The following is a 14,791-nucleotide window of genomic DNA, read 5'->3' as shown; positions in this document are numbered from 1 at the left end:
TTCGCCCCTTTCACAACACCATGCATAGGGTCCCCTACACGGCGTTTCATAAGTTTATAGAATTGTAATAGTCTAGTGCACTGATAAACCCAAAGCTTTTCAGTCTTTCGTTTGTCAGTGTTCTAGAGAGTATAAAGCTATTGGCTATATGCCAGTAGCCTTTTCTTGTATTTGCCCATTCCCATGCCTTTTTCCTGTTTATTCCTAACTTTTGTAGATTTTTATATCTCGTCCTTACCAGTTTCCATCTCTTCCAGTATATCATTCGTATTCTTCGTCTTAACCATGAGTCAACTTTACCAAGATACACTTTCATATCGGCTACCCTGTAATAGTTTATCCATCCCGTCATATAGAGTTTTAATTCTTGGCCTAATTGTTTACTACTGACAGGTCTGTTTCTTTTTGTGATTTCCTTGATTCTTCTTTTCATCTTTTCTCTTGATTTCTTATGAACAGTGATTCGTACGTTACCACTCTTCTCTATATAAAATCCAAATCCTAGAAATTTTATATCAGTAATATAGGCTACTTTTGTTTTCTCCTGGTTGACTTTAACCAATAACTTCTCTTCAAGATACCTCCTCACTGTTTCCTTGACTCTCATTGCACTTCTTTTACTTTTGAATAGTATGACACAGTCATCTGCATATCTTACATATCTATTGCCTCTTCTTTCCATTTCTTTATCAAGTTCATTAAGATAGACATTTGATAGTAATGGACTTAGTGGTCCTCCTTGAGGTACGCCTTTAGTCGTTTCTTCGAATTTATGCTTTACTACGACTCCTGCATTGAGATATTTATGTATGAGTGATATGACTCTTCCATCCTTAATCGTTTGTGACAGTATCTGTATAAGCCTTGAATGATTGACTGTATCAAAGTATTTCTCCAAGTCCAAGTCTACTGTGTATCGATATCCTTCATTGGCATAGTCTACGACTCTTCTTACTGCTTGATGAGCATTTCTTCGAGGTCTAAATCCATAACTGTTTTCACTGAATAGTGGCTCAAAGATAGGCGTAAGTATTTGCACTATCGCTTGTTGAATGACCCTGTCAGTCACAGTTGGAATTCCTAGTCCTCTTTTCTTTCCATTATCTTTTGGTATTTCTACTCTTTTAACGGCTTGTGGACTATAGTGTCCCTCCATGATGAGTTTCTTTAGATAAGACCAGTGCTGTGCGAAATGCGTACGAACTTCTGCGACTTGCATTTTATCTACACCACCACTTCCCTTATTGCTCACAACCCTTTGGATTGCCTTTTCTATATTGGCATCTTCTACGATTGTTTCAAGTAACTTCTCATGTATTACAAATCTATTGGTGTTCTTCGTATGCGATATCTCTTGTTTTGATATAGGATACACTTCTCCATTATTGTCGTATTCCGTACTATCTTCATAGAGTAAGCCTAATGATAGTTGACAGTATCCAATTTTATCCTGAGTATCTTTCATTTCCAGTTCACCTCCTTATGTTCGGTCCTTCGCTAGATAACCATTACAGTTATCATCATCACTACTATGACCTCGGCTGACTTCCTAGGACAAACATTTCCACCATGATTACATTTTCATCATGTCCCTAGGACCTCCCACGGTAAGACATAACACTTTCATCCCATGTACCCACTATCTTTACACCGCTTATTCCGTCGTACTATTGGACTTTGATTTGTCATGCAATCTCATCCAATAAGCATATGCCTTAAATAGTTCGTATTCCTTGGGTCAGGATTTTGTCTCCGACTTCCTTCAGTTCTCACCTTACGATGGATACCTTGTCTTTGACTAGTGGTTGGTAGTACGAAACCCCCACAGTGGACTTTCACCACCAAGTTTTATGCCATGCATGGCACACATGAACAAGGCTTGATAAATGTTTTCAAGCCTTATTTTTCAAATAAAAATATTTTCAGTTGTGATTTTCTTGAAATTTAAGTTATAATAAATAGTGTAAATAAATTGTAGAAGGAGGAAGAAAATGGAAAACGTTATCGAGATGCGACATATTACGAAAGTTTTTCCGGGAATTATAGCTAATGATGACGTGACTATTGAATTAAAAAAAGGTGAAATTCATGCATTGTTAGGGGAAAATGGTGCAGGAAAATCTACTTTAATGAGTGTCTTATTTGGGTTATATCAACCTGAAAAAGGAGAAATTTTAAAAAATGGTCAAGTCGTTAAAATTAATAATCCTAATGATGCAAATAGTTTAGGAATTGGAATGGTTCATCAACATTTTAAATTAGTTCATAATTTTACAGTATTAGAGAATATCGTTTTGGGAGCTGAAGATACAAAAAATGGTTTTCTTTATATGAAAAAAGCTCGTCAAAAAGTAGAAGAGATTTCTCGTCAATATAATTTAAAAGTTGATTGTGATGCATTGATTAGTGATATTACTGTAGGAATGCAACAACGTGTAGAAATTATCAAGATGCTATATCGTGATAACGAAGTTTTAATCTTTGATGAACCGACGGCTGTTTTAACACCTCAAGAAATAGATGAATTAATGCAGATTATGAAAGATTTAGCAAAAGAAGGAAAATCTATTCTGTTTATCACACATAAACTTAATGAGATTAAGGAAGTTGCTGATCGTTGTTCAGTATTAAGAAAAGGGAAGTATATTGGAACAATTGATGTAGCATCAACGACAAAAGAAGAAATGTCTGAAATGATGGTTGGGCGAAAAATTAATTTACAAACTGAAAAAACTGAGGCTCATCCAACTGATGATATCTTGGTTGTGAAAAACTTATCAGTTGGTAAAAAAGGACATAAAAATCCTGTCAATAATGTGAGTTTTTCTGTGCGTAAGGGTGAAATTGTTTGTATTGCAGGGATTGATGGTAATGGACAAACTGAACTTGTACAAGCGATTACAGGATTAATGCCTGTTTTAAACGGAACAGTATCATTAAATGGAAAAGATATTACACATGCTTCAATACGTCAACGTAATATAAGTGGGATATCACATATTCCAGAAGATCGTCATAAGCATGGTTTGGTTTTAGATTATCCATTATCATATAACTTGGTTTTACAAAGATATTTTGAACCACAATTTTCAAAGAATGGCTTTTTAAAATTTGATGAAATTGAAAAATATTCAGAAAAACTTATTGAACAATATGATATAAGAAGTGGACAAGGTTCAAAGACTATAGCGAGAAGTATGTCTGGAGGTAATCAACAAAAAGCAATTATCGCAAGAGAAATAGATAAAAATCCTGAATGTCTGATTGCTGTACAACCAACACGTGGTTTAGATGTTGGTGCGATTGAATATATTCATAAACAAATTATTCGTGAAAGAGATGAGGGAAAAGCAGTCTTGCTTATTTCACTAGAATTAGATGAAGTTATGAATTTATCAGATAGAATCTTAGTTATATATGAAGGAGAAATTGTAGGAGAATTAAATCCTAAAGAAATTACTGTTCAGGAATTAGGACTTTATATGGCAGGAAGTAAGCGAGGTGATACAAATGAAAAAGATATTTAATTCTGAAGCATCACTTAATTTTGCTTCTTCTGTTACTGCTATTATTGCTGGTTTGATTATCGGTTTAATTGTTATTATTATTGCCAATCCATCTAATGCGCTTAATGGGTATTTGACATTAATTCAAGGTGGTTTCAGCAATGGAACACGTGGAATCGGGCAGGTTTTAAACAATGCAACTCCAATTATCTTAACTGGTTTATCGGTTGGATTTGCCTTTAAGACAGGTCTATTCAACATTGGTACTCCTGGTCAATTTGTTGTGGGTGCATTTGTTGCAATTTATATTGGGGTTGAATGGACATTCCTTCCAGGTGCGATTCATTGGCTTGTAGCTATTCTATTTGCTGCTTTAGCAGGAGCTATATGGGGATGTGTGCCAGGTATAATGAAGGCTTATTTGAATGTCAACGAAGTTATTGCTTCTATTATTATGAATTATATTGGAATGTATACAATTAATTATATCATTCCTTTGACTGTATTTAATATTAATAAGAATGAAACATTACCGGTTGCTTCAAGTGCAGAGATTCCACAATTTGGGATTGAGCATTTGATTCCTAATGTTAATGGTGGTATAGTTATTGCTATTATTCTTGTTATTGTTATGCATGTTATTCTTAATAAATCGGTTCTTGGTTATGAGTTAAAAGCTTGTGGTTTTAATCAAGATGCAAGTAAATATGCAGGTATTAATTCTAAACAAAAAGTTGTTTGCTCTATGATGATTGCTGGTGCCTTAGCTGGTATTGGTGGTGCATTAGTTTATTTGGGCGGAACTGGTAAGTGTTTAGCTGTTGTTGATACATTGGCTCCTGAAGGATTTAATGGAATTGCAGTTGCATTATTAGGTCTTTCAAGTCCTTTTGGGATATTAGCTGCAGGGCTATTTATTGCACATTTAACTATTGGTGGTTCTTTAATGCAAATTTATGGCTTTATTCCACAAATTGTTGATATTATTGTAGCTATTATTATTTATTTCTCTGCCTTTGCACTTATGGTTAAAGGCATTATAGCAAATGGTATTTCTTTTAAAAAGAAGTCTAAGATAAAGGAGGGACAATAAAATGAGTGATGTTTTATTCTTGTTTCAACAGACAATGTTCTTCTTTATTCCACTTTTAATTGTAGCATTAGGTGGGTTATTTTCAGAGCGTAGTGGTATTATCAATATCGCTTTGGAAGGAATGATGATTGTTGGAGCTTTTGCAGGTATTTTTTTCATCCATTTTTTCCAACAATCAATGAATCCGCAAATTTGCTTATTGATTGCTATTCTCATAGCAGGTTTGGCTGGGACTTTGTTTGCCTTATTCCATGCCATTGCTTCTATTAATATGAAAGCTGATCAGACAATTAGTGGTACAGCATTAAATATGTTTGCTCCTGCATTTTGTATATTCGTTGCCAGATTAGTACAACAAACACAACAAGTGGAATTTTCAAATACATTTAGAATTACGAAAGTTCCTGTATTAGGTGATATTCCTATCATTGGAGATTTTCTTTTCCAAAATACGTATATTACAAATTTTTTAGGTATTTTGATTTTGGTTTTATCATGGTTGATTTTATATAAGACACGTTTTGGATTAAGATTGCGTTCTTGTGGTGAATTACCACAAGCTGCAGATAGTGCTGGAATTAATGTTTATAAGATTCGTTATTCAGGAACACTTATTTCAGGTTTTTTAGCTGGTATTGGTGGATTAATTTTCGTTGTTCCAACAAGTACAAACTTTAATGCAGATGTTGCTGGATACGGGTTCTTGGCATTGGCTGTTTTGATTTTTGGTCAATGGAAACCATGGCATATTGCTGGTGCTGCATTCTTCTTTGGATTTATGAAAACAATCGCTTCAGCTGGGTTACCATTCTTAGCTTCATTATCTATTCCAAATTATTTCTATAAAATTACACCATATGTTGCAACACTTATTGTTTTAGCCTTTACATCTAAAAATTCTGCTGCACCTCGTGCAGAAGGAGAACCGTTTGATAAAGGAAAACGTTAGATCAAGAGAACTCTTGGTCTTTTTTTATTTTAATTTGTAGAAAAATGAGTATAATATATGTGTATAAGAATTGGAGGTCATTTATGGAAAACGTCTATCAAATGTCGGGATATACATTACATCTTATTCCAACAAAGAAATTTAAAACAATGACAATTTCTTTAAGATTACAAAGTCCATTGTTGAAAGAAACAACAACAATTAGAACTTTATTAACATTTGTTTTGGTAGCTGCTACACAAGAGTATCCATCAACAAAAACATTAGCAACCTATCTTGATGAAAATTATGGTGCCAGTTTATCAACACATATTACAACAAAAGGGCAGTCACATATTATGAATGTGACGACAAGTTTTATTAATGATACTTATTTGCCATCACCTGAACATTTACTTGAAAAACAATTGCAACTTATAAGTGATTTGTTTTATCGTCCTTGTATTCATCAGGATGGTTTTGATGAAACAATCGTACAATTAAAAAAGAAAGAATTTAAAGAAAAAATACAAGCACATAAAGATGATAAATTCTCATACTCTTTAGATAAATTATTTGAGTATATGGGAAGAAATCAGGTGTTGGGAATTCCAAGTACAGGATATGAAGAAGAAATTCAAGATATTACGCCTCAACAACTTTATCAATATATGAAAAAATGTATTGAAGAAGATGAAAAACATGTATATATCGTTGGAGATATTCCAGAAAATATCGTTGATGTTTTTGATCGTCTTTTAAAGTTCCCAGATGGACATCATGATTATGCATCTTCTTATATGTTTGAAAGTCCACGACCTGAGGTTTTAGAAGTAATTGAGAAACAAGATATTACTCAATCAAAATTAAATTTAGGTTATCAAATTCAATGTGATTTTCAATCACCGTCACATTATGCATTTACTGTTTTTAATGCAATATTTGGTGGTTTTTCACAATCACGTCTCTTTAAAGTTGTAAGAGAAGAAAATAGTTTATGTTATTATGTTTCTTCTAGTTATGATGCTTTTAATGGTATGATGATTGTCAATGCGGGGATAGAAGCAAAAGATTATCAAAAAGCTTTAGATCTCATTCAACAGCAATTATCAGATATTCAAAATGGACATCTTCTTGAAGATGAAATTCATCTTGCGAAAATGATGCTTGTCAATGCATTGAAGAAAACAAATGATGAAGCAGGAAGTATGATTGCTTTAGCATATAATCGTGATATTACACATAAGCAAGAAACAAATGAAGAATATATTGAAAAATTAATGAATGTAACTTTAGAAGAAATTGTAGAAGTTACTAAAAAGGTAAAGCTTGATACAATTTACTTCCTTACAGGAAAGGAGTTCCATGAAAGTAATTAATTATCCAACTCTTCAAGAAACAATATATTTTGAAGAAATGTCAAATGGTTTAAAAGTTTATCTTTTACCAAAAATCGGTTTTTCTAAAACTTATGGTTTATTTTCCACGCGTTTTGGTTCTATAGATACTACTTTTGTCCCTTTACATGAAACACAAATGTTAAAAGTTCCTGATGGTATCGCACATTTTTTGGAACATAAGATGTTTGAAATGGAAGAGGGCGATGCAAGTGAGGCTTTTGCAAAGTTAGGAGCAAGCAGCAATGCTTTTACTTCATCGTCGCGTACAGCTTATTTATTTAGTACCACAAGTCATGAAAAAGAATGTATTCAATTATTACTTGATTTTGTACAAGATATTTATTTGACAGATGAAAATGTTGAAAAAGAAAAGGGAATTATCAATCAGGAAATTGGAATGTATGACGATGACCCAGACTGGCGTTGCTATTTTGGAAGTATTCAAAATTTATATCAGAAACATCCAGTCAAAATTGATATAGCAGGAACTGTTGAAACAGTTAGGTCTATTGATAAAGAAACTTTAGAAAAATGTTATCATACTTTTTATCATCCAAGTAATATGATGTTGTTTGTAGTAGGCAATATTGATCCAAAACAAACAATGGCTTTGATTAGAGAAAATCAGCAGCAAAAAGAGTTTTCTAATGAAAAGTCTATTCAAAGAGAAATTGTTGAAGAACCAAAGGATGTAGCTCAAAAGGATGCAACTTTACACATGGATGTCACAATGCCAAAGATTATTGTTTCTTTAAAAATTAATGAGATTTTGACAAATCCACAAGAACGTTTAAAAAGAGAGCTAGGCATGAATTTATTACTTGACATTTTCTTTGCGAAAAGTTCATCGCTTTATGAACAATGGTTAAAAGAAGAAATCATCAATGATAGTTTTAGTGCTCAGTTTACTCAAGAAAGGGATTATTGTTTTCTTCAAATTGGTGGTGATACACTTTATCCAGAAAAGCTTAAAGCAAGAATCTTTGATTTTATTGAACATATGCAAGATTATGCCATTGACTTAGAAAGTTTTTCACGTTTGAAGAAAAAAACAATGGGAATTCTTATTTCTGTTTTTAATAGTCCTGAAAGTATTGCGAATATGTTTAGTCGTTATTATTTTGAAGGAATTATGATTTTTGATTTGATTGATTATTTAAATACTTTAACTATTGAAGATTTAAATGAATTAAAGCACTTATTTGATATTCAATATACAACTTCTTTTACAATTTTACCAAAAACAAATTAAAGAAACAAAAGACATTTTATAGAATGAAAGATTTCACTATTTACACATTTCAATTTTATGTTATAATGTGAGTGACCTAAGAGATATATGTATTTCCTACACGATAGATAAGGGAATCTGATTGTTGCTTGGTGGTGTTGAAAACCTGTCATGAATAGGGATCCTAAAATCGAGCACAAGATACCCACCTGCATATACCAGGGATTAATCTAAAAAACTCTTAGGTTTTTCTTTTTGAGGAGGAAACATGGAAAAAATAACAGATGAGATGATTCATGAAATCAATGAGCTTGCAAGAAAAAGCAAAACAGAAGGTTTAACTGAAAAAGAGAAAAAAGACAACAAGAACTGAGACAAGAGTATTTGCGTTTGTTTAGAAAAGGGTTTAAACAACAACTTCAAAATATCAAAGTAGTAGATTCAAAAGGACAAGATGTGACACCATCAAAGCATAAAAACATAAAGAAATGCTAGATTATGTCAAATCTTGTTTGATATTCATGTGTTTTTGTGTATAATGTTAATGTGTTATAAGGAGGAAGAATGAGATAATGAATCAATCTGAATTATCAATTGCTGCGATTAGATCACTAGGAATAGATATGATTAATAAAGCAAACTCAGGACATCCAGGGATGGTGTTAGGTTCTGCACCGGCTTTATATTCTTTATTTACAAAAGAGTTAAAAGTTTTTCCAGCACATTCACAGTGGTTAAATCGTGATCGTTTTGTTTTAGCAAGTGGACATGCATCTTCATTATTATATAGTTTATTACATCTATCAGGGTTTCAATTAACAATGGATGATTTAAAACAGTTTAGACAATGGGGAAGTTGTACACCTGGTCATCCTGAAGTTGAATTGACTGATGGTGTTGATGCTTCAAGCGGGCCTTTAGGTCAAGGAATTCCAATGGCAGTAGGAATGGCAATGGCTGAAGTTTATTTAGCGTCTCGATATAATCAAAAAGATTATGAAGTGATAAATCATCACACTTATGTATTATGTGGTGATGGAGATATGCAAGAAGGGGTTACTTATGAAGCTGCATCTCTTGCTGGACATCTTTGTTTAGGAAAGTTAGTTGTTCTTTATGATTCAAATAATGTAACATTAGATGGACCATTGAATTATTCATTTAGTGAAGATGTAAAAAAACGTTATGAAGCGATGAACTGGCAAGTTATTTGCGTTCAAGATGGTAACGACTATGAAGCTATTGCGAAAGCTATTAAAAAGGCTAAAAAAGAAATTTATAAACCATCATTAATCATTGTTAATACAATTATTGGATTTGGTTCTCAAAATCAAGGAACAAGTAAAGTTCATGGTGCGCCTCTTGGTGAGGAAGATGGACAATATGCTAAAAAGCAATATGGTTTTGAATATGATAATTTCTTTGTGCCAGAAGAAGTTTATGATGATTTTAAGAAAAATGTTTTTAATCGAGGAAAACGTGCTTACAATAAATGGAATAAAATGATGGATTCATATAAAGAAGAATATCCTGAATTATATCAGGAATTATTCCAAAATATGAATGATGAATATGCTTTTGACGAAGAAACATTTATGCAAGCATATCAGGAAGGGCTAAGTGAAGCAACACGTGTAACAAGTGAAAAATTAATTAACGCTATTGCTGCGCAAAATCCTACATTCTTATCAGGAACAGCTGATTTAGCATCTTCAACAAAAACAATTATAAAAAATGCAGAACGTTTCAGTTGTGAAAATTATGGTGGACGTAATTTATTCTTTGGTATTCGTGAATTTGCAATGGTAGCCATTATGAACGGAATGACATTGCATAAAGGAATTAAAGTTGCTGCTGGAGGATTTATGGTTTTCAGTGATTACTTTAAGGCAGCTTTAAGAATGGCATGTTTAATGAAATTACCAATTATTTTACCACTTTCACATGATTCTATCGCAGTAGGAGAAGATGGGCCTACACATCAACCTATTGAACAATTAGCAATGTTGCGTTCTTTGCCAAATATACAAGTCATTAGATCTGCTGATGCTTATGAAATGTGTGCGGCATGGAAAAAAGCTATTGAAACAAATGATCGTCCAACAGCTTTAATTTTAACAAGACAAAATGTCACAAACTTTACTCATGCAACTTATGATGATGTTTGTCATGGAGCTTATATTGTATCCAAAGAAAAGGAGCATTTAGACGGTATTTTGATTGCTACAGGTAGTGAAGTAGAATTAGCTGTACAAGCACAAAAAGTTTTATTAGAACAAGGGCATGATGTACGTGTTGTATCAATGCCTTCTATGGAATTATTTGATTGTCAAAATGCATCATATAAAGAAATGATTTTACCAACTCATGCCAGAAAACGTGTCGCTGTAGAAATGGCTTGTGATTTTGGATGGCATAAATATGTTGGTTTAGATGGAAAGGTTATTTCTGTTAATCAATTTGGAGCGAGTGCACCAGCATCCGTTATTATTGAAAAATATGGATTTACTGTTGATCATATTGTTCAAACATATTTATCACTTTAAGAACCTGTTAAAAGGTTCTTTTTTTGACATATTTTTTGTTTATATAGAAGTATAATAACATTGGTGATGAATATGAAATATAAAATAGTTTGTGTTAAAGAACGCTATGTTGAATTGGTAAAAAAATATCCAGTGTTTTTAAAACAAATTTATCAAAAGCAGGATAATATGTATAAAACAAAGCAAATTGAATTGATTTTTTCAAGTATGTCAGCTGAAAAGGAAAAGCTACTTCATCATATTCAATCTCGTGAGGATTATTCTTATTATCATGGGACACATCAATTATTAAATCCAATTACTTGTCAAAAGATGACAATGGTTATGAATGAATATGATTTAGATGTTGAAGAAGAGGGAAATAATCATTGTCTTTATGATATTATATCGTCTTTTTCTAAAAACTTTTATATGATAACGAAATAATTTTGCAAAAGAGATGAGACTATGCTATAATATTATGGTAGTTGAATGGAGGATAGAAAGATGTTGTATGGCGTTTTAGGACTTTTAATAGGTCTTGTTATAGGATTCTTTGTTGCTCGTTATTTATTCAAGAAAAACTTAAAGAAGAATCCACCAATTAATGAAAAAATGATTCGTGCTATGTTTATGGAAATGGGACGTAAACCAAACGAAACTCAAATCAAACGAATTATGAAAAGCATTAATGACCAATATAAATAAGGGATATCCCTTATTTTTTCATATATGAAGATATATATAACGCGTCATTCTAAAACACTTTGGAATGAAGAAAAAAGATTGCAGGGACGTTTGGATTCGCCTTTGTCACAAGAAGGCATTGAAAATGCACTTGCTTTAAAACAATATCTTCAAGATAATTCGTTGCAATTTGATTATGTGTTTTCAAGTCCCATTCCTCGTGCCAATCAAACAGCTCATTTATTATTTGATCAGCAATCAATAACATTAGACAAACGTCTCATGGAAATGAATTTTGGTGATTTTGAAGGTCAAAAAATATCTGATTTATTAGAAAATCATTATGAACTTTATGATCAATTATGGAATCACCCTGAATGTTTTGAACGTATTCCTCATGGTGAAAGTTATGAAGAAGTCATAGCTAGGGTTCAAAGTTTTTTAGATGATTTAAAACAATTACCTCATGATAGTCAAGTGATGGTTGTAACTCATGGGATGTGTTTTGTGATTTTTATGTCTATCTTTTTGCATATATCTAAAAAAGATTTAGTTCAGATTAATCAACAAATAGTAGAAGGGTGTTCTTTAACATGTATTGAAGAAAAAAATGGTTCATATCAAGTTATTTATTATAATGAGCATCAGTTTTTACCCCATGTTATGCATGCTAGCTTTGCAAAATAAAAACCTGAGTGTTTTTGACATTCAGGTTTTTACATCCATGTAATTTTATTTTCTGTACCATCTTTTATTCTTTGAATATTGCTTAGATGTTTATAGACAAGTAAAGCAACAATGCATATATTTGTGATAATTCCAACTGTACTGTAGCCAAGAAATGGTGATATCACGACAATTGAAATAGAAGCCAGGATAGACGCTAATGATACATATTTAGAAAGCTTTAATGTGATTAAGAAAATGACTAAAGCAATCAAAAATGCATAAATGTTTGTCATTAAGGCATATCCAAGGGCAACTGATACAGCTTTTCCACCTCTAAATCCAGCAAATATTGGATAACAATGTCCAATGACACAAGCCAGCGCACATAAATAAACAATATTGTGATTGAGGTTGCATGCATTTGCTACCAATCCAGCAATAAAAATAGAAATGCAACATTTTGAGGTATCTAAAATAATCACACTTAAACCAGCTTTTTTGCCTAGAACTCTTCCGGCGTTGGTTCCTCCTAAATTTCCTGAGCCACTATTTCTTACATCAGTATGATAAAAAAGTTTTCCAATGACTAAAGCAAAAGGAATAGAACCATATAAATATCCCATAATGATTAATAATAAATATACCAATATATCCATTTTCTCACTTCCCCGCCACTAATTATACATAAAAAAGAAGAAAAATCAATTTTTTTAAAAGATTTGCGAAAATTTAAGAAATTTGCTATGATATGAATTCTCTAGCAATACATCAATGTTTTTGTTATAATTGAAAAAGTTGAAAAGGAGGAAATCAGATATGAAAACAAATCATTATGATGAGTCTAATATTCAAATACTTGAAGGGTTGGAGGCAGTTAGAAAACGTCCTGGAATGTACATCGGTTCAACTGATGCCAGAGGACTTCATCATCTTGTATGGGAAATTGTCGATAATGCGATTGATGAAGCGTTAGCTGGATTTGGTAAAAAGATTACAGTTACCATTGGAAAGGACAATAGCATTCGTGTGGAAGATGAAGGACGTGGGATGCCAACGGGTATGCATGCCTCTGGAAAACCTACAACTGAAGTTATTTTAACTATTCTTCATGCTGGAGGTAAATTTAGTGAAGATGGTGGATATAAAACATCAGGAGGTTTACATGGAGTTGGTTCATCTGTCGTGAATGCTTTAAGTGAGTGGCTAGAAGTCACTGTTTATCGTGATGGTTATATTCATCAACAACGTTTTGAAGATGGTGCAAAAATTATCTCCCCTTTAAAAAAATTAGGAAAAACATCTAAAACAGGAACAATTATTCATTTCAAACCGAATTCTCATATTTTTTCTACAATTGAGTTTAACTATTCAACTATTTGTGAAAGACTAAGAGAAAGTGCCTTTTTATTAAAAGGAATTGAAATGAATGTTATAGATGAAAGAAGTGGAAAACAGGAATCTTTTCAATATGAAAATGGATTAGAAGCTTTTATTGAATATTTGAATTATGATAAAAAAACATTACATACAACAGTTTCATTTGATGATGTTTCTAATCCTATCGAAGTTGAAGTTTCTTTTCAAATTACTGATGGCTATCAGGAAAATCTGATTTCTTTTGTCAATTTAGTAAGAACAGGCGATGGTGGGACGCATGAAACGGGTTTTCGTTCTGGTTTTACTAAAGTTTTTAATGAATATGCAAGAAAATATGGTTTATTAAAATCTAAAGATAAAAATCTTGAAGGTAGTGATGTTAGAGAAGGCTTAACAGCCATTATTTCTGTGAAAATACCTGAATCTTTATTGCAGTTTGAAGGTCAAACAAAATCAAAATTAGGAACGCCAGAAGCAAGAAATATTGTTGAAAATGTTGTTTATGAACAAGTGAACTATTTTCTAGAAGAAAATAAAGAAACAGCTAATGAGTTAGTGAAAAAGATGATCAAAGCATCGCAAGCTAGAAATGCGGCTAGAAAAGCACGTGAAGAAGCACGTAAAGGAAAAGGGCAAAAAGCTGAGAAAATATTAAGTGGGAAACTAGCTCCAGCCCAATCCAAAGATAAGAAAAGAAAAGAGCTTTATCTTGTCGAAGGGGATTCTGCTGGTGGTAGTGCAAAACAAGGAAGAGATCGTAAATATCAGGCAATTTTGCCTTTGCGAGGAAAAGTCATCAATACTGAAAAAGCAGCTATGAATGATATTTTGAAGAATGAAGAAATCAGTACCATCATTAATACTGTTGGTGCTGGTGTAGGAGCAGATTTTAATGCTGATGATTCTAATTATTCTAAAGTTATTATTATGACCGATGCAGATACGGATGGGGCGCATATTCAGGTTTTGCTTTTAACTTTCTTTTATCGATATATGCGTGGTTTGATTCAAGCTGGGAAAGTTTATATTGCTTTACCACCATTGTATAAAGTTTCTAAGAAAAATGGTAAACATGAAGATGCTGTTTATGCATGGGATGATGATGAATTAGAAGAAGCCAAAAAGCAAATCGGTCGCGGTTATGCCGTACAACGTTATAAAGGTTTAGGTGAAATGAATGCTGATCAGCTATGGGAAACAACAATGAACCCTGAAACAAGAACATTAATTCAAGTATCTATTGAAGATGCTGCTTTGGTAGAACGTCGTGTATCCGTTTTAATGGGTGATAAAGTAGAACCAAGACGTGAATGGATTGAAGATAATGTACAATTCTCATTAGAAGATTCATTCTTTATTAATCAATAAGGGGGTT

12 protein-coding genes, 1 other RNA gene and 1 pseudogene are annotated in these 14,791 nt (G+C 32.5%); 12 read left to right on the top strand and 2 right to left on the bottom strand.

Annotated elements, in window-relative coordinates:
* Window positions 1–46 precede the first annotated feature (46 nt).
* Window positions 47–1,465 (bottom strand): group II intron reverse transcriptase/maturase, encoded by a 1,419-nt coding sequence (ltrA, locus tag NMU03_RS14610; protein ID WP_290139398.1) that lies wholly within the window; start codon window positions 1,463–1,465, stop codon window positions 47–49.
* A gap of 526 nt (window positions 1,466–1,991) precedes the next feature.
* Between ltrA and NMU03_RS14605 the strand changes: the two genes are divergently transcribed.
* The 11 genes and pseudogenes from NMU03_RS14605 to NMU03_RS14550 all read left to right on the top strand — a co-directional run bounded on the left by NMU03_RS14605 (window position 1,992) and on the right by NMU03_RS14550 (window position 12,057).
* Window positions 1,992–3,527 carry an ABC transporter ATP-binding protein gene (locus tag NMU03_RS14605; protein ID WP_290139396.1) on the top strand — a complete coding sequence of 512 codons (1,536 nt, stop codon included), beginning with the start codon at window positions 1,992–1,994 and terminating at the stop codon, window positions 3,525–3,527.
* Window positions 3,511–4,599 carry an ABC transporter permease gene (locus tag NMU03_RS14600; RefSeq protein ID WP_290139394.1) on the top strand — a complete coding sequence of 363 codons (1,089 nt, stop codon included), beginning with the start codon at window positions 3,511–3,513 and terminating at the stop codon, window positions 4,597–4,599. Before NMU03_RS14605 ends, NMU03_RS14600 begins: the two co-directional genes overlap by 17 nt.
* A 1-nt stretch (window position 4,600) precedes the next feature.
* Window positions 4,601–5,548, top strand: a complete 948-nt coding sequence (locus NMU03_RS14595; protein WP_290139392.1) for an ABC transporter permease — start codon at window positions 4,601–4,603, stop codon at window positions 5,546–5,548.
* Between the two features lie 83 nt (window positions 5,549–5,631).
* Window positions 5,632–6,906 carry an EF-P 5-aminopentanol modification-associated protein YfmF gene (gene yfmF / locus NMU03_RS14590; protein ID WP_290139391.1) on the top strand — a complete coding sequence of 425 codons (1,275 nt, stop codon included), beginning with the start codon at window positions 5,632–5,634 and terminating at the stop codon, window positions 6,904–6,906.
* A complete protein-coding gene (yfmH, locus tag NMU03_RS14585; RefSeq protein WP_290139388.1) occupies window positions 6,893–8,179 on the top strand; it encodes an EF-P 5-aminopentanol modification-associated protein YfmH in 1,287 nt (428 codons plus the stop codon). The genes yfmF and yfmH overlap by 14 nt, the downstream gene beginning before the upstream one ends.
* A 70-nt stretch (window positions 8,180–8,249) precedes the next feature.
* Window positions 8,250–8,410: non-coding RNA, 6S RNA (gene ssrS, locus NMU03_RS14580), on the top strand.
* Between the two features lie 16 nt (window positions 8,411–8,426).
* Window positions 8,427–8,653, top strand: a pseudogene (locus tag NMU03_RS17795) (DUF896 domain-containing protein).
* 77 nt (window positions 8,654–8,730) lie between these two features.
* Entirely contained in the window at window positions 8,731–10,704 is a 1,974-nt protein-coding gene (tkt, locus tag NMU03_RS14565) for a transketolase (RefSeq protein WP_290139381.1), read from the top strand.
* Between the two features lie 72 nt (window positions 10,705–10,776).
* Window positions 10,777–11,130: a hypothetical protein gene (locus tag NMU03_RS14560; RefSeq protein WP_290139378.1), complete on the top strand. Its 354-nt coding sequence runs from the start codon at window positions 10,777–10,779 to the stop codon at window positions 11,128–11,130.
* Window positions 11,131–11,190: 60 nt separating this feature from the next.
* Window positions 11,191–11,391, top strand: coding sequence for a YneF family protein (locus NMU03_RS14555; RefSeq protein ID WP_290139375.1), 201 nt, complete (start codon window positions 11,191–11,193; stop codon window positions 11,389–11,391).
* A 24-nt stretch (window positions 11,392–11,415) separates the two neighbouring features.
* Window positions 11,416–12,057, top strand: coding sequence for a histidine phosphatase family protein (locus NMU03_RS14550; RefSeq protein WP_290139372.1), 642 nt, complete (start codon window positions 11,416–11,418; stop codon window positions 12,055–12,057).
* A 29-nt stretch (window positions 12,058–12,086) separates the two neighbouring features.
* On the opposite strand, the gene plsY is transcribed toward NMU03_RS14550, so the two are convergent.
* A complete protein-coding gene (gene plsY / locus NMU03_RS14545; RefSeq protein WP_290139370.1) occupies window positions 12,087–12,695 on the bottom strand; it encodes a glycerol-3-phosphate 1-O-acyltransferase PlsY in 609 nt (202 codons plus the stop codon).
* Between the two features lie 160 nt (window positions 12,696–12,855).
* On the opposite strand from plsY, the gene parE reads away from it, so the two are divergent.
* Entirely contained in the window at window positions 12,856–14,784 is a 1,929-nt protein-coding gene (gene parE / locus NMU03_RS14540) for a DNA topoisomerase IV subunit B (protein WP_290139367.1), read from the top strand.
* The last annotated feature ends 7 nt before the right edge of the window (window positions 14,785–14,791 follow it).

The sequence above is a fragment of the Allocoprobacillus halotolerans genome (genome assembly GCF_024399475.1).
In the GTDB taxonomy this organism is placed as follows: domain Bacteria; phylum Bacillota_I; class Bacilli_A; order Erysipelotrichales; family Coprobacillaceae; genus Allocoprobacillus; species Allocoprobacillus halotolerans.
The sequence above is the reverse complement of the archived record's forward strand: the minus strand, read 5'-3'. Positions and strand labels throughout refer to the sequence as shown.